Raw genomic sequence first — 21,300 nt, 5'->3', positions numbered from 1 at the left:
ATACTCATAGGAATTGGAATATGACGAACAAAACCATCCAGCGTGCCATTGATATCGCTGGTAGCCAGAAGAAATTAGCCGACCTTTGCGGTGTGGCGCAGCCGACGGTATGGCGCTGGTTGCACGGTGGCGGCATCGATGCCCGCTACGTAATGAAGATTGTCAATGCTACTAACGGCAAGCTCAAACCAGCAGATATCCGTCCAGATCTCGCCCAGCTGCTTGGGGCGAATAACACAGCCGCTTAACGGCGGCCCTAACCACGAAAGGGAAAGCAATGCATTCACTTGCGTATCAGCACAATACCGGAATACACCCTGGAGCGATGATAAACCGCGCTCAAGCTAAAGCGGTGCCAGACCACGAAAAGATCCGCGATGCGGTCCGGGCATGGTCTTCGGCGCTGGACAATCAAGACGTGGTGTCAGCGCTGATCATCAACGAATACCGGGAGCAGGGCGGGACCGCCATAAGCTTCCCGGAAGACATCAGCCGGGCGCGCCAGAAACTGTTTCGCTTTCTGGATAACCGTTTCGACTCCGAACAGTACCGCGAGAACGTGCGCCAGCTGACGCCCGCAATCATGGCCGTTCTGCCTCTGGAGTACCGCCATCGACTTCTTCCGGAGGACAGTTTCATGTCCCGCTTAGCTCGACTTGAGAAGGAAACGAGCGAGGCGAAAGTGGCCGTTGCGATGAACGCCCCGCGTCACCAGAAGCTCAAGGAACTCAGTGAGGGGATTGTAGAGATGTTCCGTGTCGACCCGGACCTGACCGCGCCGCTGATGGCCATGGTCACTTCGATGTTGGGGGTTATGTGAGAACTACAGAAATGGCGAAAGCTGCGGTGCTCGAACACCAACAGCTTTCTGGTGCAAATCGTTTGGACTCTTTGCAGGAGTAAGTATGTCAAACACCGCTGAAATTATCAATTTCCCAAACAAAACCGAACAACCGGGAGGTCGTATGGCCGACCTGTCGAACGGGTATACCAAGGTCGCTAACGAGATCCAACAGCTTAAGCCTCGCCTGAGACTGTCAGGCCGGGAATGGCAATGTTTTGAGGCGGTGATCTGGCTTACCTACGGCTGGAACAAGAAACAGGACCGCGTGACAAATACGGTCATTGCTGAGCTTACGGGCCTGAGTGATACCCATGTTTCCGACGCGCTTAAGTCACTCGCAGAACGCAAAATCATCTTCTCTCAGAAGCAGGGAATGATGAAAATCGTCGGTGTAAATACTGACCTTACAGCCTGGATTTTGGACAAACCGGAAACGGGAAGAAAATTCCCGAAAACGGGAAAATCCTTCCCGAAATCAGGAATAACCTTCCCGAAAACGGTAGACACCCAATACAAGAACAAGAACAGTATTAAAAGATCTTCGTCCGAGAATTCTGGCGAATCCTCTGACGCACGTCTGAAGAGATTTTTATCAGCTCATCCTGAAGCTGCGATTTACACACCATCCGGTGCGAAGTGGGGCTCTGCTGAAGACCTAAAAACCGCCCAGCGGATATCTGCCAGGGTGAAACTGATTAACCCAACCTGCAAAGCCCCTGATATGACCTCCTGGTCTAACACCGTTCGCCTGATGCGCCAGATAGACAACCGGTCGCACCAGGACATCTGCGCGCTGTACGACTGGGCAAGCAAACACCACTTCTGGCAGACCAACATCCTGAGCCCGGAAAGCCTGCGTAAGCAGTGGGACAAGCTGACGATGCAGCGCAGCGCTGGTGGTGAGCAGCGAGGCGGCAAGCCGGATCTGGACTTCAACAACACTGACTGGGCCTATGAGGTGATGCGATGAAATCTCTTGCAGAGCAGATGCGTAACCATGACCGTGAGCAGATGAGCCGCATGGCCCATAACCTGCCAGAGCAGTACCAGGAGCGTGCGCCTGTCGAGCAGGTAGCTCAGGTATTCAACAAGCTGTTCAACGAGCTGCGCGCCGCTTTCCCGGCCAGTATGGCGAACTTCCGCAGCCAGGACGACCTGAACGAATTCCGCCGTCAATGGTTGCTGGCGTTTCAGGAGAACGGGATCCACTCAATGGCGCAAGTCGATGCAGGTATGCGCATTGCCCGCCGCCAGGAGCGCCCATTCCTGCCTTCGCCGGGCCAGTTCGTCGCCTGGTGCAAACAGAGCGGCGGGGTGCTGGGCGTCAACGTTGACCAGGTGATTGCCGAATACTGGGACTGGCGTAACCGTTCGTTTGAATTCACTTCCAGTGAACAGTTCCCCTGGTCGCAGCCGGTCATGTACCACATCTGCGTAGAACTGCGCCACCGCAGCACCGAGCGCCAGTTAACGCACGGTGAGCTGGCACGCGAGGCGGGTGATCTGCTGGATATGTGGGAGAAGCGCGTCACCGAGGGTAAGCCAGTGCCGCCGGTACGCCGGGCAATTGCAGCACCGGCAGCCGATCACGGTCCGACGCCGATCCAGCTGCTTCAGGCGAAGTATAACCGCAACAAGTTGAACGGGATGGTGTGATGTGTTAAAGAAGATGATAAAGAATAATATTTAGGGGTATAGATCTTAGTCAATTTTAAATGGATGGTAGATATGAAGCCATGCATACCTCGCATGGCTACATCATTATTTAGACAAACTATCTAATTTTTGTGTCGCTTTTTGTGTAAGGTCGCTGTAGCTGATAAACCCTACGTTAGCACCTACAATTAACACTAGGAACACTAAACTGAATATGGATAGAGTGGCAGATTTATGCTTATGGAAAACAAAATATGCTACTATTGCACTTAATATGAAGGAAATGAAAAGGAATATAGATGTTGATGTTTTTAGATATTTTTCAGGCAACAAAGGGTGAGCAATAATGTATACAAGATTAAGTAGTATATAGATTGCTACCGGAATGAAAATCATGCTCCAGTGTGTATCTTTTTTGGGAGGGATTGGCTGCAAATAATCAGACACCGTTTTTCCATCAGTTTCAAGGAGAATTACTAGGTCTCTTACTTCACCACTGACTTGAGTGCCATCCTTAGTAGTAATGTTAATCATTTTTTTCCTCCAAATACGATACCCTCTACGTCTTTGGAAGCTTTTTGTGATGACCATTCCTCTGAATCAGGCGATTTAATTAAAAATATTGTATCACCATCGAAAATCGTATTTGTTCCGTAAAAATTTACATTTGATAGATCACCACCAAAAACCCTCTGGCCACTCGAGGTAATTGCCTCGCCCAATTTAGTAAAATTACCTGCAGTAGATGATTTTCTTTTTCCACTTCTATTCAAAGTGGCTTTAATTACACCACCTCCATCCTTAGAGTTAAATAATTGAATGTCCACTCCAGCAGTTGGCTGTATATATTTTGAAAGCTCTTTCTTGAACTTGTTAATATATTTATCTTTGTTTTCTTTGTTGGTCATTGGTTAGATCCATAGTTCTGGCTGTGATTAGGTGAAAGTATACAAGGTTTTTAATGTGAAGATCACTGTTTTGGCTTCAAGTTAGTTTTGATTTATCGTAATCAATCCGCCATAATCCTCTCATCGGAGCCTGAACAACTTCGATGACTTCTGCGCATTTAAGGGGACTTAAATGCGACCACAATCTGAACTCATCGCCTTGTCACAGATGCAGAAATGCACCTGCGATTTCCTCCATTCTGCGGTTTCCATTAAGGAGGCCGTATGACTCTGCCAGTAGACGGCATCAAACTCCATCGCGGTAACTTCGCGGCCATCGGCCAGCAGATTCAGCCATTACTGGATGCCGGGCAATGTTTCCGCCTTCAGGTTAAGCCATGGCGAGAGAAGCGCAGCCTGTCGCAGAACGCTCTCAGCCACATGTGGTACACGGAAATCAGCGAATACCTCATCGCCCGCGGTAAGACATTCGCTACGCCTGAGTGGGTCAAGGACGCGATGAAGCACACCTATCTCGGCTATGAGAGCAAAGACCGAGTAGACGTCGTGTCCGGCGAGGTAACCACGGTCCAATCCCTCCGCCATACGTCAGAGCTGGAAACCGGCGAGATGTACATCTTCCTGTGCAAAGTCGAAGCCTGGGCGATGAATATCGGCTGCCACCTGACCATTCCGCAAAGCTGCGAGTACCAGCAGCTGCGCGATAAGCAGGAGGCCTGATGTCTACTCCACTTTCCCGCGTCATCACCAATGAAATCTTCCGCGTTCCGGCGCGCCGACAGCGCAAGCCTGCGGTTAAGCCGTCCGACATACCGACCTTTAAAGATTACACCGCCCGCCTGGTGGATCAGAAATGGCTGCGTCTCGCGGCACGGAGGGCGCATGGCTGATTTATGCAAAGCGGCACGCGGCCGCGAATGTCAGGTGCGGATCCCCGGCGTATGCAACGGAAATCCTGAAACCTCAGTGCTGGCTCACATTCGTCTTGCTGGTCTCTGCGGGACTGGAATCAAGCCGCCTGACCTGATCGGCACCATCGCATGCAGCAGCTGCCACGACGAGATTGATCGCCGAACACGCCTGGTCGATGCGGAATATGCAAAAGAGTGCGCGCTGGAAGGTATGGCTCGCACGCAGGTCATCTGGCTTAAAGAGGGGCTCGTAAAAGCATGAATGAATACCGCATCAGCCTCCCGTGGCCGCCGAGCAACAACCGCTACTACCGGCATAACCGCGGACGCACGCACATCAGTACAGAGGGGCAGGCGTACCGCGACAGTGTCGCCAGAATCATCAAAGACTCAATGCTGGATATCGGCCTGGCTACACCCGTGAAAATACGCATTGAGTGCCATATGCCGGATCGCCGCCGCCGCGACCTGGACAATCTGCAAAAGGCCGCGTTCGACGCCCTGACGAAATCCGGGTTCTGGCTCGATGACCAGCAGGTCGACTACTACAGCGTGAAGAGGATGCCAATCGTCAAAGGCGGCAGGCTTGAACTGACCATCACCGAACTGGAGGCCGAATGAACCACACAGACTTCCTGCGGTATCAGGCCGAAAGCGTTAAGCGTGCCAGCCTGCCGCCAGTAGCAAAGCACAGCCAGACCAAAACCAACCAGCCACAGAAGGAAGCCGCATGAACAGTCAGCAACTGGAATACGTACGTCAGCAGCTCATTGTGGCGACCGCAGATCTGAGCGGGGCGACGAAAGGGCAGCTGGTAGCTTTCGCCGAAAACGCGCAATTCACCGCGACGGCGCGCAGTCGGGGCCGGAAAAAGGTATTCGACAAAGATAAGCAGCGCATGGTCAACCCGGACGGTCCGCCGATGAGCGGCAGCCAGTCCCGCGCCAAGGGATCATCAATCGCGCTGGTGGGGCCGGTTGAGTTCGTGACCGCATCGTGGCGCCGCGCCGTCCTGTCGCTTGAAGACCACCAAAAAGCGTGGCTGCTCTGGAACTACAGCGAGAACATCCGGTTCGAGTACCATGTAGCGATCACCCAGTGGGCGTGGGCAGAGTTCCGGGAGCAGCTCGGCGCGAAGAAGGTGGCCGGCAAGACGATAGAGCGCCTGAAGAAGCTGATCTGGCTGGCGGCGCAGGATGTCAAAGCGGAGCTGGCAGGTAGGGAGATATACGAATACCAGGCACTGGCTTCGCTGGTGGGCGTAACACCAAAGAACTGGTCAGAGACGTTTACGGACCGCTGGGTTGAGATGCGCCGCATCTTCCTGCGCCTGGATAGCGGGGCTTTATTGCAGGTTACGCGATCACGTTCACAACAAAAGGCGACAAATTTAGACTCAAGTCTTGCAAAACTGGATTGAAACGCATATATTTCATGTAAATCTGATATAGTCGCCATAGTTTCGTAGGTCGACAAAAAATTAAGAGCCTCGCCATTGTGCGGGGCTTTTTTATTTGCGGTACGCCGCACACAGAACCCACTGCCTGGGACCATTCGGCCAGAAAGCCGACATTGCCTTACCCTCATCTTCCCGGCCTGTCGCCGGGTTTTTTATTCAGGCCGCAGACAATCAATTCCAGATGCCCCGTAGCTATCGTGTCTGACGGCCTTTCTCTTACTACGACACAGCACCCCGGAGCCGGAGGTGTGGAATGCAACGTATGAACCCAACAAATGGACACGATCTGCCGTACTGGTGGTCGGCGGCCTTGGGCCTGTTCTCTTTGCTTAGCCTGCAGGATTACGTGTTTATTATCGGCGCGCTTATATCCGCGTTCTTCACGATAAAAACCTATTACGCAAAACGGAAAGAAGAGCGTGAGCGTATGGCTGAGGAAAGGAAACGTACCCAGCTGCTGGAAAACTACTTATCTGACGTAGGCAAAAAACCCCACTCCTATCGCCCGGCCGCCGCCGAGGTAGTTACGGAGGCAATGCGGAGAATTTCCGGTGGCCCAGTTGAAACTGAGTAAGAAAAGCGGCGCGGCGGGTATTGTCTGCTCCGTCGGAACGATCATCGCCATTGTGATGAATGCGGGCCACGTCAGAACAAACGAGCGCGGGCTGGAGTTAATCGGCAACGCTGAATCTTGCCGACGTGATCCGTATGTCTGCCCGGCAGGTGTGCTGACTGACGGTATGGGGAACACGCATGGCGTGAAGCCCGGCACCGTTAAGTCTGACCAGCAGATCGCAGCCGAGTGGGAGCGCAACATCCTTGATGCTGAATCCTGCGTTAACCGCTATGGGAATGGCCGAAAGTTATCTGACGATACTTTCTCTGCAGCTGTATCGGTAACGTTTCGTGCTGGCTGCGGAAACATGCGCACCTCCACGATGTTCTCTCTCCTCAGAAGTGGAGATATCACGGCGGCATGCAACCAGTTCCCTCGCTGGGTATGGGGAGGTGGCAAGGTTCTGCCCGGTCTGGTTACTCGCGCCGGGAAAGAAAAGGCGCTCTGCCTGGATGGTGTGAAATGAGCCGCCTTACCGCCATCATCACCGCGGTTGTGGCGTGCCTGATTGTCTGTCTTGGCTGGCTGGCCATGCACTACCACAACGCCGCCAGTAAGCAGCAGACGCGAGCGGAAACCGCAGAGCAGCAGATTAACGCCGCTGAGTCAGTGACCTCTAACGTCCTGACCACCATGACCATCTTCAACACCATATCCGAGGCCAATCAGCATGCAAAAGAGCAGATCGCACTGGACGCATCGGGAGCCTCGGCAGATATCAAGGTTGCTGTTGCGAACGATGACTGTGCTCGTCGCCCTGTTCCTGATGGCGCAGTTAAGCGGTTGCAACAATACGCGAACGGTCTACATAAAGGTGCCGGTGGTGCCGATCCCGGTAAACCTGACAGCTGAGACGCCTTATCCCGCAATCCCAGATCCGATGTCATGGGGCCAAAGCCTGGACCTTAACGTCAACCTGCTTTCTGCTCTGGGGCAGTGCAACCGCGACAAGGCCGACATCCGGGAAGCAGAGAAGAAACGAGCCTCGCAATAGCGGGGCTTTTTAATATTCGATGACAACCCGCACTAAGAACTGCCGACCGAATCGGCAGAGCATAAGCAAACACACACCGAACCCTAACCTGTGAAATGAGCCTTTGGAGACGTCAGTTTAGTGCTGGCGAGCCTTCGGTGGGCTGGCGTTTCAATTCGGCAAAGGTTCATCTCACATGTAAGGAAAACGCTATGAATAATCCGTCAGTTATTCCGGCCTTCGACTTCCGCGAAATGGTTTTGCCATCTAACGGAAAGGTCATCACGACGTCCATGAAGATCGCCCGCTATTTCGGCAAGGCGCATAAAAACGTTCTTCGCACTATCAAGCGGCTGGAGTCAGATTGCTCCCCTGATTTTAACCGGCTCAATTTTGAGCCCGTTGAATACCTCGATAAGAAAGGCGAAATGCGCCTGATGTACAACATCACGAAAGATGGCTGGATGATGCTTGTAATGGGTTTCACCGGAAAAACGGCGACCGCGATTAAAGAGCAATACATCGCCGCCTTTAACTGGATGGCCGAGCAGCTAAACCGACGCATGGCGATGGGCGAAGAAATGCAACATCGCTACGCCATCAAAGAAACGCGCTCAAAGCTGAAAGGCACGATCGGAAGCCGTTTGATGAACGAGCGGAAGAAAGAGAAGCGCGTTCTGGAGCTCGAGCATGAGCACATCATGCAGGTAACGCAGCCGGAATTACTTATTGGCTGATCGCGGTATTACAGGAGCCCTTCACTGAGGGGCTTCGATAATGCATTACAAATTTTGTTAAATTTTAATCCGCTGATATCTTCATATCTCCACACTAAATGAGGAGATATTTATGGAATGGATCAATGTTGAAGACCAAAAGCCAAAAGGCTTTGAGATGGTAATTTTAGATACTGACAAAGGTATTGCTGTTGGCTGTTTTGATCCTTTTGGTGAGCCTAAGCATGCAATTTTTGGCTTTGTTGGGGCTGTTGGACACTCTCAGTTTGAAGTCAAGCGCTGGATGCCTCTTCCAAAAGTATGAAACCAACCGCCTTCGGGCGGTTTTTTATTGCCATAAAACTTGATAACCCTACAAGCGGATAAAGAGGCTCTCAATGTCCGACATCTACCAAATCACGCTAACCACCCAAACAGGCGAAACCTTCACGGGCAAGATGTCACGACGTCAGCCTGAGCTGGTAAACGGCTTTGTGCCGCTGGCGACGGAAACGGGCGAGTGGCTGTATTTCGCTCCTGCCGACGTTAAGCGTGTGCATTTCACGCCAGTGCCGGCAGAACAGACAGATATTGAAAACACTACTGACTAAGTATTTGATTGAAAGCGCGCTGCGCCTCATCAAGTGTCATTGATCCAGTGACATTTGCAGGGAATAGATCATTGCTCCCTGATACTCTCCAGACCCCGCGGTGATGCTCTGGCCTGTACAGTTCCTGTCCGACAACCAGAGAGAAAGCGGCAGGAATAACGCAAACTGTATATCCGTTCAAGCTATGAACCATCAACACAGCCTGGGGACGAGAGGTTAGCACCTGTCGATTAACTACGATCGCCTTCTCCATGTCGTGATTCCTGAAAATAAATGGTTAGGAATTCTACGGCCTAAATCCGGTTTATCACATCGGACAAGTTAATAAAAAACATCATTTGGCGCTGCTGGAATAACCCATGACTAACGATAACGAGCGCAGGCCATATCCGCCAGTTAACTTCATTAACTCCGAGAGCTGGCAGCCATACACCAGGCTGATCCCTGCTAACGAAGTGCATGAGTGGATAAACCGCCAAATCCTGAGCGATACCGGGACCATCCATAACCCTGACCACGAGCACCTGCTTAAGGCTGATCTCTGCTTTATGTGGGCGTCTGACTCATTCCCTAAGAAGGGGCGCTTAGTCCTCGGTCAGGCCGAGCAGGTGATGCTCCGGGCAGGTGGTTGGCAGAAAGCCAGAATGGAACAGCAGATGCATGAATGGTTCGGGCGCATCCCGAAGTTCATCATCACGCTGGCGGCCGACTACTGTTCACAATGCAGTGACCTCGAGTTCTGCGCTCTGGTAGAGCATGAGCTTTACCACATTGCCCAGGCCACCGATGATTTCGGCGCGCCTAAGTTCAACAAAGAGACCGGGCAGCCAGTCCTCACACTGCGCGGCCACGACGTTGAAGAATTCACTGGTGTCGTACGTCGATACGGTGCCAGCAAAGAAGTACAGGAGCTCGTTGATGCGGCCAATGCGCCAGCAGAAGTGGCTCACATCGATATAGCCAGGTCATGCGGGACGTGCATGTTAAAGCTGGCCTAACAATATGACTGATTATGACAGGCAGGTAATCCATGGCGACACTGAAAGGTGAGGTCAAAGCCTTCATCGTTCAGTCTCTTGCCTGCTTCGATACCCCATCCCAGGTGGTTGAGTTGGTCAAAAAAGAATTTGGCCTGAGCATCACGCGTCAGCAGGTCGAATCACACGACCCGACGAAAGCAAACGGCAGGGGGCTGGCGCAGAAATGGGTGGACATGTTCAATGCTACCCGCGAGCGCTTCCAGAATGAAATTTCCGATATTCCGATCGCCAACAAGGCGTACCGCCTTCGAGTTCTCGACCGCATGGCAACGCGCGCCGAGGGCATGAAGAACCTCGCGCTTACGGCAGAGATCATCGAGCAGGCGGCGAAGGAATGCGGCGATGCCTACACCAATAAGCACAAGTTTGAACATTCCGGCCCGAATGGTGGCGCCATCCAGACGATCACCATGAGCAAAGAGGAATACAAATCCGCACGGCAGGAGATGATGGAGGATGACGACTGCTGAGCAAAGGGCGTTTGCCCGAAAGGTTGAATGCGAAGAGGACGGTCTCTATTACGCTCGATACTTCTTCAAGCAGCGCACCGGCGGAAAGATGATAGTCGCTCCTCACCACAAGGTGATTCAGCAAACGCTGGACCGCGTCATTGATGGTGAGATTCAACGCCTGATCATCAACGTTCCGCCTGGATACACGAAAACGGAGCTGGCGACCATCAATATGATGGGCCGAGGGCTGGCGCTGAACTGCCGGGCCCGTTTCATGCACCTGTCCTATTCGCATAACCTGGCGCTGCTTAACTCATCAACCGCGCGCGGCATGATTAAGTCGCAGGCCTACCAGTCGATGTGGCCGATGGCGCTGCGCGATGACGCGGACAGCAAGGCCATGTGGTGGACTGAGCAAGGCGGCGGCGTTTATGCGTCGTCAGCTGCCGGGCAGGTTACCGGCTTTCGTGCCGGACACATGGAGCCAGGCTGGCAGGGCGCGCTGATTATCGATGACCCGGTTAAGCCAGATGACGCTTACTCAGAGATCGTCCGCGACGGGGTAAACAACCGCTTTAACGAGACAATCAAATCACGACTGGCGATCGAGACGACGCCGATGATTGTCATCATGCAGCGCATTCACTACCACGACCTGAGCGGCTATCTGCTGCGTGGCGGGAGTGGTGAGAAATGGCATCACCTGAATCTGCCGGTGATTATCGATAGCAGCCGCAGTTACGAAGAAACTTACCCGGAAAACACCCACGCTATCCCGATTGACCACGGCTTGCCTGATGGCTGGCTGTGGCCTTTTAAGCATAACGAATCGCACCGTGTATCGCTGTTTTCTCACCGGCGCACAGCCGAAGCCCAGTACATGCAGAACCCTAAACGCTTCAATGCGGAGGGAGCACTGTGGAACGAGGAGATGATCAGCGCCGCACATGCGATGCGGATCACGCTGGAATTGTCCCGTACGGTAGTGGCAATCGACCCGCAGGCCACCAACAGCGAAGAGAGTGACGAATCAGGGATTGCCGTCGCCAGTGTTTATGGTTCCGGCGATGAAAGACAGTACAGCCTCGATGCGGATTACAGCGGGAAGTATTCGCCTAACGGCTGGGCTACCAAAGCCATTGAGGCCTACGAGCAGCACGAAGCTGATGCGATCGTCATCGAAACCAACCAAGGCGGCGATATGGCGGAAGATACGCTGCGTAATGCCGGGTTCGGCGGCCGCATCATCCGCGTGCACGCCAGTAAGGGTAAATACGCACGTGCAGAGCCCATTTCCGCGCTTTACGCACAGGGGCGCGTCGCTCACCGCGGCAGTCTCTACGAGGTCGAAAATCAGTTCATGGAATACGTGCCATCCACTGCGAAAAAATCACCTGACCGCCTTGATGCTGCGGTTTATGCATTAACCGAACTATCAGAACCACAATCCATTGGCATGTTGGTGCGATCGCGCTGACGGAGGACATCGTGACCGAAAGCGAAATGAAACAACAGCGCGCCAGTAACTCCAGTGTTGAGAGGGAGCGTAATAAAAACCTCTCAATGCTGTTTAACGGCACCAGTAATACCAAACGCCAGCGGCTCTATCAGGAGTTCGGCTACCCACTGCACCTCACGTTTGATGACTTCTACCGGGCGTACCGGCGTAATGCTGTTGCTGGTGCAGCCGTGACGCGCATGCTCGACGGCTGCTGGGAAGACTACCCGGATGTTTACGAAGGCGACCAGACAAAGGACGCATCGAAACAAACGGCGTGGGATAAGCGTGTCAACAAACTACTGAAGCGCTGCTGGGAGCAGATTAAAGGCGCAGATCGCCGCAACCTGGTTGGGCGTTACTCTGCGATCCTTCTTCAGATTAAAGACAGCAAGAAGTGGTCCGAACCTGTTGACACCACCATTGTGGGAAGGCTTCAGGAAAAGGCACTCGTTAAGTTAATTCCTGCGTGGGAAGCTCAAATCGACCCTGTTACCTGGGACGATAATCCGGACAGTGAAACGTTCGGTGAAGTGACAATGTACTCGTTCACAGAGTTGCCGGTTGACGGAAACTTCGACGCTCGCCCGGGCCGAATCATCAACGTCCACCCGGATCGCGTAATTATCCTGGCCGAGGGCTCTGATGATGGTGTGATGACGTCAGGCAAGTCTCTCCTTGAGGCTGGGTTTAACAAGCTGCTGGACATCGAGAAGGTTAGCGGTGGGGCTTCCGAGGGATTCCTGAAGAACGCCAGTCGCCAGCTCAATTACTCGTTCAGTGAGAAGACGAACTTCTCCGCACTTGCCAAAGCCCTTGGCGTTGCTGAGGGGCAACTTGCTGAAGCACTTGATCAGCAGGTCCGTCGCCTTAACGACAGCACCGACAGCGCCAGTTTTATGCAGGCTGGTACTGCCGAGGTGTTGAGTGTGGCAGCAGCTGACCCAGAGCCGACATGGCGTACCGCGCTGAGCGAGTTCTGCGCGACCGTTCCTATCCCTGTGAAAGAGCTCGTTGGGATGCAGACGGGTGAGCGCGCCAGCACTGAGGACGCCAAAGGTTGGGGGCGCACCAGGATGAGCCGCCGGAAAGGCTTCCTGACCGACGTAATCACCGACGTGGTTTCGCGATTCTGGACGCTTGGCATTATTCCACCGGCTCAGAATGAAGAAATCACCGTAGGCTGGTCTGATCTGCTGGCGCCGAGCCAGGCAGAGAAGATTGCCAACATGGACAAACTCGCGGACGTGGCCGTTAAGTCGACAAACGCGTTTGGCCGTTCGGCTATCGAAGAGAACGAGATCCGCGCAGCTGGTGAACTGCAACCACTACCTGAGCTTGATGATGAGGTTCCGCCTGATGGCAACAAACCAAAACCTGATCCTCTGGCCGACTCTCAGTCAGAAGCCGAAAAGTCCGGTGATACCACGGTCGAAAGTTGACCCCACAATGTCGCGCAAGTCAGTCAGCAAGATGGAGCGCGATATTGATGAAAGGTATTACGCGATAAAGGTGGCACTGAAAGCCCTGTTCGACCAGCGCATGACCGGACGAGAGCGTGAAACCAACAGCCATAACTGGCACTTCCTGTGCCACGACCACGGCGAGGATATGCGGCTCTACCAGGTGAACGCCGGCAAGTTTGTCTACGACATGTCTGCGCAGGAACTGGCTGACCTGCTTGAGGCAGTGCAGGGCATTCTAGACGATTACCTGCTGGAAGGTGGCGAGCAAAACCTCTGGGCGATGGATTACGTAGCGGCAGAGGCACGGCGTGGAACGCTGGAGGCATTCAACAACCTATCGCAGCAGTCGCAGGTGTACGCCAGCCAGACGACGCTACAGCAGCTCTTAAGCAGTCCCGGTCACCTTAATCAGGTGGCGGCTGCCAGGCTGACAACGTTTAGTGACTGGAAGGTTATCAGCGACACCGCCCGCGGCGACCTGACCAACATCATCACCGATGCTGTAGCGCGCGGGGTGAATCCTCGCGAGACGGCCAGCGTAATCAGCAAGCGCCTCGATGTGTCGATGTCGAAGGCCAAGACCATCGCCCAGACCGAGCAGGTAGGCGCGCTTCGGCAGGCGCAATGGAACGAAACCGACTGGGCAGCTGACCGCCTGGGACTGAATACCGGTCTGCTGTGGCTGTCAGCGCTCAAGCCAACGACGCGAACCTGGCACGCCAGCCGTCACGGCAAGGTCTATACCACCGAAGAAGTGCGAGACTTCTACGCCGAGAACGGCAACCGGTACAACTGCTACTGCAGTCAGATTCCGGTGCTGCTCAACGACGATGGGAGCATCTTCAATGAGGGGCTGGCGGACAAGCTGAAGAAAGAGCGCAAGCAATGGAAGTTGGCTGCTTAGTTATTTTCTGCATGGATAAGCTGAGGAAAGCGCCTCATATGCAAGTTTGGAAGCGTTTTCGGCACGTCTTTCAGGGTGATTTCTCACGTACAAGACCACGGTATCGACAATTTGCCCGTTAGTCGCGTTGTTGGGTGAACATACGGAGGAGCCCTCAAAGACATCGTGAACGCCAATAGAAAGGCCCCTGAGTTTGCCAACGTCAGCAAAGTCAGTGGCTTCTGCTGTGTTAGCTTTGACACGCATAAGAGCGTCACTCCATTTAGCGATATCGTCACCTCCGTAATAGTCAGCCAGGGCTCCAGAAGACATCAGTGCGGAAATAGCTAACGCTGTGAACTTTAACATTTTAAATCTCCCTTTATTTTTCTTTAAAGTTATCATTTAGAGGACTCATCGTGAAGCTATCTAGCATCCACGTTAAATCCCTCGCCATCAACGCCTCCAACATCTCAACGACCACCATCAACGGCCAGGAACACTACGTCATTCGTGGTGCGGTCCCTATCGTCGATGACATCGTGATGAATGGTGGGCTGTACCCGGCGGAGGAGATTAACAACAGCTACCAGACGATGGAGCGCAAGTTAATGCCGATCGGCCACCCAATGGTGAACGGCAAATACGTCAGCGCCAACGACCCGCAGGCTGTCAACGATTACTACGCCGGAGCATGGGCTCAGAACGTCAGCAAGGCCAACGACAAAGTTGTGATGGACGTATACGTCAATAAGGCTGTGGCAGACACCAAGCCTGACGGTAAGCGCCTTATTCAGCGCCTGGACGACATGATTTCCGGCAATAACGCCGACCCGATTCATGTCTCTACCGGTCTGCTGCTGAACAAAGAGCAAAAGGCAGGTGAGTCGAAGCAGAAGAAGTACTCGTGGGTCGCTCACAACATGCAGTTCGACCACATTGCGATCCTGCTGGACGAGCCCGGCGCCGGGACGCCTGAAGAAGGTGTCGGCATGTTCGTCAACGCTGACGGGCAAGAGGCCGATGTTGAAGCGACGAGCCTCATCGATGCCGCCAACAGCATGAAAGACGGCTGGTTGAACAAGGTAAAGTTCTTCATCAGCAACGCTTCAGAAATGTCATTCGACGACATCTACCAGGCGCTGCGCATGTCCATCAAGCAGGACGACAAAAAGTGGCGATACGTCGTCAGCGTCTGGCCTGACCATTTCGTTTACGAAGAGGATGGCGAAAACGTCAAACCGAAGCTCTTCGACCAGAAGTACCTCATCTCTGACAAAGTCGTAACGCTTGTCGGCGATCCAGTAGAAGTCGTGCGCAAACCAACTGAGTACGAAGTCAAAACCAACGGAGAAACAAACCCGATGAAAGAGAAGATGATCGCCGCGCTCAATGCCGCAGGCGTTAAAACCGAGGGGCTGACCGACGATCAGGTCTGGGATGCCTACAACCAGCAGATGCAGAAAAAAGAAGGCGGCGGCGATCCTGACCAGGCTCAGATTAACTCTGATGTAATCACCGCGGCTGTTAATGCGGCGCTCACCCCGCTGAACGAAAAGCTGAGCAAACTGGAAACTCAGTTGCAAGCTAATGCTGAAAGCGAACTGAAGACCAAGCGCGACGCGGTTAAAGCGAAATTCTCGTTCATGACCGAAGCTGCGGTTAACTCCCTGTCCGGTGACGCGCTGAACGACCTGTACTCACAGTGCCAGACCAGCACCGGTCTGAACCCTGCATTCCAGGGGAATGGCGCTCAGAGTGAAATCCTTAACATGGAGGCACCTGAATAATGGCTCTCGCACCTCGTTTCCATACCGTAATCGCGGGCCCGGCCCGTAAGAATGACCCGCAGGTCATTGAAGCAATCATGGCGACGGCCGTGAAGCCCGGCTCACTGGTGATGCTCGACAGCACTGGGAAACTGGCGGTTCACAATGTCGCTGGTGGCGCAGGCGTTGCTCTGGCTCTTCAGCACAACTATATCGGCGGCGGTGACATTCGCGACGCGGTTCCTGCCGGTGATACCGGCGCGGCCATCATGTGCGAAGACGATGTGGATTACCACATGCTGGTCAAAGCGTCGCAGGTACTCCTTGAAAATGAAGGTCTCGTATCTGCTGGTGACGGCACCCTTCAGAAATCCGCTGCGCCTACTACCGACGTAGTTCTGTTCTATTCACGCGAAAAAATCACCGTTGGCGCTGAAGCTCAGCTCGTGAAAGTTCGCAAATCAGGGAAAGCAACCGCATGAGCATGATCGTATTCAACAAAAAGCTTATCACCGAGCACAATCAGGTGAAGCAGGCATGGAATCAGCTGCTGATGCAGCGTGAATCTTTCAACATCAACCAGGGAACCATTGCTGCCCAGTACGGCGGCGCGCTTGAAGTTAACCAGGCCGCGCTGATCTCCAAAGACTACTGGCGTGAAGTGGATAACATCACCACCCGAGTCTTCCGTAATGACGAAGGCAACGGCCTGCTGGATGATCTGCTCGGTCTCGGTACGCCGATTTCTATCGGCAAGACCGCGGCGCTGTACCGCGTTTCCAGTGACGCAGGCAAGGTTCATCGCTCACTGACGGGCCACGTGCCGGAAGAGCTGGATAAAGTCATCTACGACGAAGCTGGTGACCCAATCCCGATCTTCAACACTGGCTACGGCCGTGAATGGCGTGAATGGAACGGCATGCAGTCGGAAAACCTCGACGCGATGGCTGACGATCAGGAAGCGCACGTTGCGGCTATCCGTGAAGACATGGCTGACTACATGCTTTCAGGCGATGCGAAGGTGAAGGTGAAAGGGTATGTCGGCGCAGGTATCACCAATCACGCCAACACCAACCAGGTGGATCTGAGTGCGTCTGGTCTGAATATCGACCTGACCACTGCTACCCCTGACGAGATGGTAGCTTTCTTCACCGGCCCGTTCGCGAAGCTTCTGGATGATAACTACGTGCAGGAGAAGGTGAAGGTTTGGGTATCGCCTGACATCATGCGCAACATGAGCAAGCCGTACTCCTCCGCTGCCGGCTTCAAAGAAGGCACTGTGCTGGAATACATCCTGCGTTATGGCCGCATCGAGTCGGTGAACCAGACCTTCAAACTGACTGGTAACCACTTCATCGCTTACGTGCGCAACTCGCAGTACATCAAGACGCGCATTGCCGCGCCGGTTGGCACCTTCATGATCCCGCGCCAGAATCCGTTCGACAACTACAACTCCCTGGTCTGGAGTGCTGTCGGTCTGCAGATTAAGCGCGATTTCAACGGTCGTTCCAAAGTGTTTAACGCACAGGGTTAAGGGGCTTCGGCCCCTTTTCTTCAGGAGAGAGCATGAAAAAGTTAAAAGTCGAGAAGACTGGCTGCTGGGGAACGATTAACGGCGTATTCCAGCAACTGCCGGTGGGCCATGAGTTCGTTGCGGTTGCTGTGCCACCTGCTTTCGCTGGTCGCGTCTCGGTCGTTGGCGAAGTTGAAGAGCAGGAGCTTGAAGTTGCCACACCTGGTGCTGACGATAAACCTGCAGAGCAGGCAGAGCAGGCAGAGCAGGCAGAGCAGGCAGAGCAGGCAGACAACACCGCTAAATCGAAAAAGGCGAAATAACCATGGCAACCCCGCTTACGCCAGAAGAAATTAAAGGCTTCCTCGCTGAGTTGGGGTACGCCATACCTGATGCCTTGCTTACGCCGATACTCTGCGTGGTGAACAAGATTATCCCGTGCCTCGATGGTGCGGGGTATGACGAGTGCACAGCGAAGCTGATCCTGATGTACGCCGCCGCGCTGATGGCTACGTCTTCCGGCGCGCGCCGCATCAAATCGCAGGGGGCGCCGTCCGGCGCGTCCCGCTCATTCGATTACGGTGCTGACAGCATTACCTGGTTGCGCGACTCGCTGGCGAAACTCGATACCAGCGGTTGCACCGGCGAGTTGCCGATCAGCGCCGGTAACAGCGTCGGCCTGTTCATGGTGGTCGGGGGCTGCTGATGACGTACAAATCAGTTAAGCACGGGCTACCGCGCTCATTCGTCCGCGTCTGGGTGATGACCGACACCGGGCGGGAGACTACCGGCTACGTGAAATCGGACGGCGAGTGGCATATCAACTGCCCGCGCATCCGGGCGACTGGCGCCAAGGTGCTGCGCTGGAAGGAGGGCTGATGTCATCGGTAGCGAACTGGAGCTATACCGCCACGGCGACAATCTGGCGCAAGCTGGAAGGCAATGACGAATACGGCGATCCGCTTGGCTATGCCGAACCTGAGCAAATCCTCTGTGATTACGAGGGCGGGCTCAGCAAGAAGTTAGCCAGTTTGGGTGCCGAAATCGTCGTGAAGAACACCGTTTGGACGGAGTTTGCGCTGGCTGCCGCAGGTGATTACCTGCTGATTGGCGTGTCAACCGAAGCCGACCCGGTTGTGGCCGGTGCCGACGAAGTGCGGCAGGTTATCCGCTATGCCGATACGTTCGAACGCCTGGCGGATGATTACGCCATCCTGACGGGAGTTTGATAAACCTGTGCAATAATGGCCCAAAACATTAATTGGAATGATTGGTGATGGGCTTTCAATATTGGTTCACGGTGTGCGCAATTTTTCTGACATGCCCCATTATGTTTGTTCAGTCGATATTCTTTTTGCGACGAGGTATCTACACCAAAACCTTTAAGGGGACGATGCGGAAGGAGTATATCCGCAAAGACACTAAACCTATTGAATTCTGGTTCAGCGTTATTGCTCAAATGATGATGAGCGCTGCAGTGCTTGGATTAGGCTTCTGGTTCTTAGATGATCTACCTGCCTTTCATAGTTGGTACACTGAAATCCGCGCAATGCTCCCTTTTTGATTCACCGTTAAATGACACCAAACCTCGCTCAGGCGGGGTTTTTTTATTGCCTGGAGAAAGCCATGGGCATCAAAGTGAAAGGCATAAGCCAGGCGAAGAAGCACCTGAACGATGTTATCAATGACGTAAAGGGGCGCAAGGTAATCCGCGCGCTGCAGTCGGCGATGATTCTCATCGGGGCGCGGGCGGCCTATTACACCCCGATCGACACCTCTACGCTGATTAACAGCCAGTTTCGGGAGATCGACGCTGGCGGCGTGTTCATCACCGGGCGCATTGGTTACTCAGCCAATTATGCTGCATACGTGCATGAGGCATCAGGCAAGCTGAAAGGCCAGCCGCGCGCGCACTTTGGTACGACCCGTTCCGGGCATCAGTTCGGCGGCGGTACCGGAACGGGCAACTATTGGGATCCGCATGGCGAGCCTCAATTCCTGACCAAAGGCGCGAATGAAGAGCGCGATAACGTTGACGCGGTGATGCGCAAGGAGCTTTCGTTATGACACCCATGATGCACGAGCGGGTGCGCAACATGTTCGGCGATGCCGGGCTCACTGCCGGTTTCACGGTGCAGCAGTTGATGTACGACGACCCGGGCGACCTGTCGAAGGCGATCATGGTGTTCAGGCCAAATGGCGGCTCGAATATCCGTACTGACCTGGGCTCTGAGTATCACGTCCTGGTCGATGTCGTAGGCGCAAAAGATAAGCGCAAAGACGCGCTCAACGCTGTGCAGCGCATCGTCGACTACGTCCAGGCCAACCCCATGGCTGACGAGTGCGTCGGCTACATCCAGAACATGGGCGCAATTCCCGCGCCGGTGCTAACAGAAGAAGGGCGAATAGTCTTCCGACTCCAGTTCGCCTGCACTTACGGCGAATAGCCATCCCAACCAAATAACCCGCTTAGGCGGGTTTTCTTTTATACGTCAAAGAGGAGTTTCACATGGCTAATTGCCAGAACTCGAACGAGCGCCTGTTCGGCGGTGCGGTCGTGCTGGAAGTCGCCGATGGCTGCCCGGACGTCAAGCCACTCGAAGGTGAGTGGATGGCGCTGGCCGCTGGTACGTCTAAGGGCTTCGACTTCAACCCGAACTCGGTTACCTCTGATGCGGATGATGGCGGCGGCTATGTCGAAACCATCATCACCAACAGTGACTTCACCCTGAGCTTTGAAGGTGAAGTGCGCAAGAAGGACAAGCTGGATCAGTACGGTGTCGGCAAGTTCATCAAGTATTTCGCTGACGAGCTGAAGGCCAAGCGCCAGCCAGGTATCTGGGTACGCATGGACTACGGCCCGGTCGAATTCATCGGCTACATGAACATCACGGCGCTGAGCTCTGACGGCGGTACCAACGATATCGTCACGTTCTCTACCGAGTTCAAAGTCGGTGACGCGAGCACTATCGAGGTGAACGAAATCACTGCTGTTGCGGTGACTGGCGTGACGGTAGCCCCGACAACCAGCACCGGCACTGCAGGAGGTACCAGCACCTTTACGGTGAATATCGCACCAACCGGCGCAACGAACAAAGATTTCACTGTAGCGACTACCGATGCGACCAAAGCAACGGCAACCGCCTCAGGCAACACCGTTACCGTGACGCGTGTCGCCACCGGCAGCGCGCAGATCATCATCAACACCGAAGACGGCAACTTTGTGGCCGTGCATACGGTTACCGTTACCTAACGGACATTCCAAAGGGCGGCGTGCTGCCCTTGATAATGACCGTTTACTGGAAGGCCTATGACCGCTTTAACCGATATTGGCGAACTCTCTATCAGCGACAGCCGCGAAGGCGGGAAAGACTACCTGCTGCGGCCTTCATTCGAGGCCATGACCAGGATCGGCACTCCCGAAGAGATTGTGCAGGCATACGCCACCATCCACGGCAATGATGTCGCTCAGCTCATTGAGGTGTGCGCAGGCGCGCTGGGGCGTTTTCCTGACTGGCTTTCTCCATCATTCAACCGCGCCGCTGAGAAGCTGTTATCAACGTGCATGCTGGTGCTGCAGGCATGCTGCGAGGAAGACCTGACGCCGATGATCGGTGAGTGGAAGGGTTGGCGACACTGCGTCGTCTACCGCCCGGGCCAGATGCCGAAGAACGACATCATCGTGCTGGCGCAGCACCTCATGCAGCACGGCGTCGTCGGAAAGGCAAAGGTTCGCCAGCTACAGCGCCACGAAACAGGCGCCAGAACGAACGAATTTAAAGCCTTCGACTATATCAGTGCAGCGCGCAGTCACTTTGAAATGAACCGCGCCGAAGCCTCTCAGTTAACGATGACCGAATTCCAGATGCTGCTGGCGGCGAAATACCCTGACCAGAAAGGCTTCACTCGCGAAGAGTACGACAGCATCGCCGACGAATATCTGGCTAAACAGGCCGCACGCAGGGCAAAAGCAAAGCAATAACCG

36 protein-coding genes are annotated in these 21,300 nt (G+C 54.1%); 33 read left to right on the top strand and 3 right to left on the bottom strand.

What is annotated here, in order from left to right; translation table 11 throughout:
* Positions 1 to 20 precede the first annotated feature (20 nt).
* The 4 genes from ACDO57_RS07455 (at position 21) to ACDO57_RS07440 (ending at position 2,500) form a co-directional block, all read left to right on the top strand.
* On the top strand, positions 21 to 248 hold the full coding sequence (locus tag ACDO57_RS07455) for a helix-turn-helix domain-containing protein (protein WP_040117293.1): 228 nt from the start codon (positions 21 to 23) through the stop codon (positions 246 to 248).
* A 29-nt stretch (positions 249 to 277) separates the two neighbouring features.
* Complete coding sequence (locus ACDO57_RS07450; RefSeq protein ID WP_063618561.1) at positions 278 to 820, top strand: toxin YdaT domain-containing protein; 543 nt, start codon at positions 278 to 280, stop codon at positions 818 to 820.
* A gap of 85 nt (positions 821 to 905) precedes the next feature.
* Positions 906 to 1,814, top strand: coding sequence for a replication protein (locus ACDO57_RS07445; RefSeq protein ID WP_370883787.1), 909 nt, complete (start codon positions 906 to 908; stop codon positions 1,812 to 1,814).
* Positions 1,811 to 2,500, top strand: a complete 690-nt coding sequence (locus ACDO57_RS07440) for a replication protein P (RefSeq protein ID WP_370883786.1) — start codon at positions 1,811 to 1,813, stop codon at positions 2,498 to 2,500. The genes ACDO57_RS07445 and ACDO57_RS07440 overlap by 4 nt, the downstream gene beginning before the upstream one ends.
* Before the next feature lie 105 nt (positions 2,501 to 2,605).
* Here the strand turns inward: ACDO57_RS07440 and ACDO57_RS07435 are convergent, their stop codons facing one another.
* Entirely contained in the window at positions 2,606 to 3,034 is a 429-nt protein-coding gene (locus ACDO57_RS07435; RefSeq protein WP_370883785.1) for a hypothetical protein, read from the bottom strand.
* Positions 3,031 to 3,408 carry a hypothetical protein gene (locus ACDO57_RS07430; RefSeq protein ID WP_262746316.1) on the bottom strand — a complete coding sequence of 126 codons (378 nt, stop codon included), beginning with the start codon at positions 3,406 to 3,408 and terminating at the stop codon, positions 3,031 to 3,033. The genes ACDO57_RS07435 and ACDO57_RS07430 overlap by 4 nt, the downstream gene beginning before the upstream one ends.
* 264 nt (positions 3,409 to 3,672) lie before the next feature.
* On the opposite strand from ACDO57_RS07430, the gene ACDO57_RS07425 reads away from it, so the two are divergent.
* The 18 genes from ACDO57_RS07425 (at position 3,673) to ACDO57_RS07340 (ending at position 14,054) form a co-directional block, all read left to right on the top strand.
* Complete coding sequence (locus ACDO57_RS07425; protein WP_032104836.1) at positions 3,673 to 4,128, top strand: YbcN family protein; 456 nt, start codon at positions 3,673 to 3,675, stop codon at positions 4,126 to 4,128.
* Positions 4,128 to 4,298, top strand: coding sequence for a NinE family protein (locus ACDO57_RS07420; protein WP_063139436.1), 171 nt, complete (start codon positions 4,128 to 4,130; stop codon positions 4,296 to 4,298). Before ACDO57_RS07425 ends, ACDO57_RS07420 begins: the two co-directional genes overlap by 1 nt.
* The gene (locus tag ACDO57_RS07415) at positions 4,291 to 4,581 is read left to right on the top strand and encodes a DUF1364 domain-containing protein (protein WP_370883784.1); all 291 of its coding nucleotides are present in this window, start codon (positions 4,291 to 4,293) and stop codon (positions 4,579 to 4,581) included. The genes ACDO57_RS07420 and ACDO57_RS07415 overlap by 8 nt, the downstream gene beginning before the upstream one ends.
* A complete protein-coding gene (rusA, locus tag ACDO57_RS07410) occupies positions 4,578 to 4,940 on the top strand; it encodes a crossover junction endodeoxyribonuclease RusA (protein ID WP_032680713.1) in 363 nt (120 codons plus the stop codon). The genes ACDO57_RS07415 and rusA overlap by 4 nt, the downstream gene beginning before the upstream one ends.
* Positions 4,937 to 5,053, top strand: coding sequence for a hypothetical protein (locus ACDO57_RS07405; protein WP_114003015.1), 117 nt, complete (start codon positions 4,937 to 4,939; stop codon positions 5,051 to 5,053). Before rusA ends, ACDO57_RS07405 begins: the two co-directional genes overlap by 4 nt.
* A complete protein-coding gene (locus ACDO57_RS07400) occupies positions 5,050 to 5,739 on the top strand; it encodes a bacteriophage antitermination protein Q (RefSeq protein ID WP_370883783.1) in 690 nt (229 codons plus the stop codon). Before ACDO57_RS07405 ends, ACDO57_RS07400 begins: the two co-directional genes overlap by 4 nt.
* 292 nt (positions 5,740 to 6,031) lie before the next feature.
* Positions 6,032 to 6,352, top strand: coding sequence for a hypothetical protein (locus ACDO57_RS07395; protein WP_370883782.1), 321 nt, complete (start codon positions 6,032 to 6,034; stop codon positions 6,350 to 6,352).
* A 55-nt stretch (positions 6,353 to 6,407) separates the two neighbouring features.
* Positions 6,408 to 6,860, top strand: coding sequence for a lysozyme (locus ACDO57_RS07390; protein ID WP_370884117.1), 453 nt, complete (start codon positions 6,408 to 6,410; stop codon positions 6,858 to 6,860).
* A complete protein-coding gene (locus ACDO57_RS07385; RefSeq protein ID WP_370883781.1) occupies positions 6,857 to 7,246 on the top strand; it encodes a DUF2570 domain-containing protein in 390 nt (129 codons plus the stop codon). Before ACDO57_RS07390 ends, ACDO57_RS07385 begins: the two co-directional genes overlap by 4 nt.
* Positions 7,134 to 7,388, top strand: a complete 255-nt coding sequence (locus ACDO57_RS07380) for a hypothetical protein (protein ID WP_232945923.1) — start codon at positions 7,134 to 7,136, stop codon at positions 7,386 to 7,388. The genes ACDO57_RS07385 and ACDO57_RS07380 overlap by 113 nt, the downstream gene beginning before the upstream one ends.
* Before the next feature lie 191 nt (positions 7,389 to 7,579).
* Positions 7,580 to 8,104 (top strand): Rha family transcriptional regulator, encoded by a 525-nt coding sequence (locus ACDO57_RS07375; RefSeq protein ID WP_001064344.1) that lies wholly within the window; start codon positions 7,580 to 7,582, stop codon positions 8,102 to 8,104.
* 112 nt (positions 8,105 to 8,216) lie between these two features.
* Positions 8,217 to 8,408, top strand: a complete 192-nt coding sequence (locus ACDO57_RS07370; protein WP_370883780.1) for a hypothetical protein — start codon at positions 8,217 to 8,219, stop codon at positions 8,406 to 8,408.
* A 73-nt stretch (positions 8,409 to 8,481) separates the two neighbouring features.
* Positions 8,482 to 8,694: a hypothetical protein gene (locus ACDO57_RS07365; RefSeq protein ID WP_047633496.1), complete on the top strand. Its 213-nt coding sequence runs from the start codon at positions 8,482 to 8,484 to the stop codon at positions 8,692 to 8,694.
* A gap of 359 nt (positions 8,695 to 9,053) precedes the next feature.
* On the top strand, positions 9,054 to 9,692 hold the full coding sequence (locus ACDO57_RS07360; RefSeq protein WP_370883779.1) for a putative metallopeptidase: 639 nt from the start codon (positions 9,054 to 9,056) through the stop codon (positions 9,690 to 9,692).
* A 32-nt stretch (positions 9,693 to 9,724) separates the two neighbouring features.
* Positions 9,725 to 10,204, top strand: coding sequence for a DUF2280 domain-containing protein (locus tag ACDO57_RS07355; RefSeq protein ID WP_022651005.1), 480 nt, complete (start codon positions 9,725 to 9,727; stop codon positions 10,202 to 10,204).
* Positions 10,191 to 11,663: a DNA-packaging protein gene (locus tag ACDO57_RS07350; protein ID WP_370883778.1), complete on the top strand. Its 1,473-nt coding sequence runs from the start codon at positions 10,191 to 10,193 to the stop codon at positions 11,661 to 11,663. Before ACDO57_RS07355 ends, ACDO57_RS07350 begins: the two co-directional genes overlap by 14 nt.
* Before the next feature lie 11 nt (positions 11,664 to 11,674).
* The gene (locus ACDO57_RS07345) at positions 11,675 to 13,126 is read left to right on the top strand and encodes a DUF1073 domain-containing protein (RefSeq protein WP_370883777.1); all 1,452 of its coding nucleotides are present in this window, start codon (positions 11,675 to 11,677) and stop codon (positions 13,124 to 13,126) included.
* Positions 13,062 to 14,054, top strand: coding sequence for a phage minor head protein (locus ACDO57_RS07340; protein WP_370884116.1), 993 nt, complete (start codon positions 13,062 to 13,064; stop codon positions 14,052 to 14,054). Before ACDO57_RS07345 ends, ACDO57_RS07340 begins: the two co-directional genes overlap by 65 nt.
* On the opposite strand, the gene ACDO57_RS07335 is transcribed toward ACDO57_RS07340, so the two are convergent.
* The gene (locus ACDO57_RS07335) at positions 14,055 to 14,402 is read right to left on the bottom strand and encodes a Rap1a/Tai family immunity protein (protein ID WP_123652426.1); all 348 of its coding nucleotides are present in this window, start codon (positions 14,400 to 14,402) and stop codon (positions 14,055 to 14,057) included.
* A gap of 50 nt (positions 14,403 to 14,452) precedes the next feature.
* Between ACDO57_RS07335 and ACDO57_RS07330 the strand changes: the two genes are divergently transcribed.
* From ACDO57_RS07330 to ACDO57_RS07280, 11 genes are all read left to right on the top strand, one after another.
* Positions 14,453 to 15,823, top strand: coding sequence for a DUF2213 domain-containing protein (locus ACDO57_RS07330; protein ID WP_370883776.1), 1,371 nt, complete (start codon positions 14,453 to 14,455; stop codon positions 15,821 to 15,823).
* Positions 15,823 to 16,284 (top strand): hypothetical protein, encoded by a 462-nt coding sequence (locus tag ACDO57_RS07325; protein WP_370883775.1) that lies wholly within the window; start codon positions 15,823 to 15,825, stop codon positions 16,282 to 16,284. Before ACDO57_RS07330 ends, ACDO57_RS07325 begins: the two co-directional genes overlap by 1 nt.
* Positions 16,281 to 17,336 (top strand): major capsid protein, encoded by a 1,056-nt coding sequence (locus ACDO57_RS07320; protein WP_181236586.1) that lies wholly within the window; start codon positions 16,281 to 16,283, stop codon positions 17,334 to 17,336. The genes ACDO57_RS07325 and ACDO57_RS07320 overlap by 4 nt, the downstream gene beginning before the upstream one ends.
* 32 nt (positions 17,337 to 17,368) lie before the next feature.
* Positions 17,369 to 17,638: a hypothetical protein gene (locus ACDO57_RS07315; protein ID WP_370883774.1), complete on the top strand. Its 270-nt coding sequence runs from the start codon at positions 17,369 to 17,371 to the stop codon at positions 17,636 to 17,638.
* A 2-nt stretch (positions 17,639 to 17,640) separates the two neighbouring features.
* A complete protein-coding gene (locus tag ACDO57_RS07310) occupies positions 17,641 to 18,021 on the top strand; it encodes a hypothetical protein (protein WP_370883773.1) in 381 nt (126 codons plus the stop codon).
* Positions 18,021 to 18,194, top strand: coding sequence for a 50S ribosomal protein L13 (locus ACDO57_RS07305; protein ID WP_208923180.1), 174 nt, complete (start codon positions 18,021 to 18,023; stop codon positions 18,192 to 18,194). Before ACDO57_RS07310 ends, ACDO57_RS07305 begins: the two co-directional genes overlap by 1 nt.
* Positions 18,194 to 18,544 carry a hypothetical protein gene (locus ACDO57_RS07300; protein ID WP_006808949.1) on the top strand — a complete coding sequence of 117 codons (351 nt, stop codon included), beginning with the start codon at positions 18,194 to 18,196 and terminating at the stop codon, positions 18,542 to 18,544. Before ACDO57_RS07305 ends, ACDO57_RS07300 begins: the two co-directional genes overlap by 1 nt.
* A 397-nt stretch (positions 18,545 to 18,941) precedes the next feature.
* Positions 18,942 to 19,382: an HK97 gp10 family phage protein gene (locus tag ACDO57_RS07295; protein ID WP_370883772.1), complete on the top strand. Its 441-nt coding sequence runs from the start codon at positions 18,942 to 18,944 to the stop codon at positions 19,380 to 19,382.
* Positions 19,379 to 19,762, top strand: coding sequence for a hypothetical protein (locus ACDO57_RS07290; RefSeq protein WP_032648620.1), 384 nt, complete (start codon positions 19,379 to 19,381; stop codon positions 19,760 to 19,762). The genes ACDO57_RS07295 and ACDO57_RS07290 overlap by 4 nt, the downstream gene beginning before the upstream one ends.
* A 62-nt stretch (positions 19,763 to 19,824) precedes the next feature.
* Positions 19,825 to 20,568, top strand: a complete 744-nt coding sequence (locus tag ACDO57_RS07285) for an Ig-like domain-containing protein (RefSeq protein WP_370883771.1) — start codon at positions 19,825 to 19,827, stop codon at positions 20,566 to 20,568.
* 57 nt (positions 20,569 to 20,625) lie between these two features.
* Entirely contained in the window at positions 20,626 to 21,297 is a 672-nt protein-coding gene (locus tag ACDO57_RS07280; protein WP_370883770.1) for a DUF6246 family protein, read from the top strand.
* Positions 21,298 to 21,300: the final 3 nt, after the last annotated feature.

This window comes from Enterobacter cloacae complex sp. 2015409 (assembly GCF_041365315.1).
GTDB lineage: Bacteria > Pseudomonadota > Gammaproteobacteria > Enterobacterales > Enterobacteriaceae > Enterobacter > Enterobacter pseudoroggenkampii.
The sequence above is the reverse complement of the archived record's forward strand: the minus strand, read 5'-3'. Positions and strand labels throughout refer to the sequence as shown.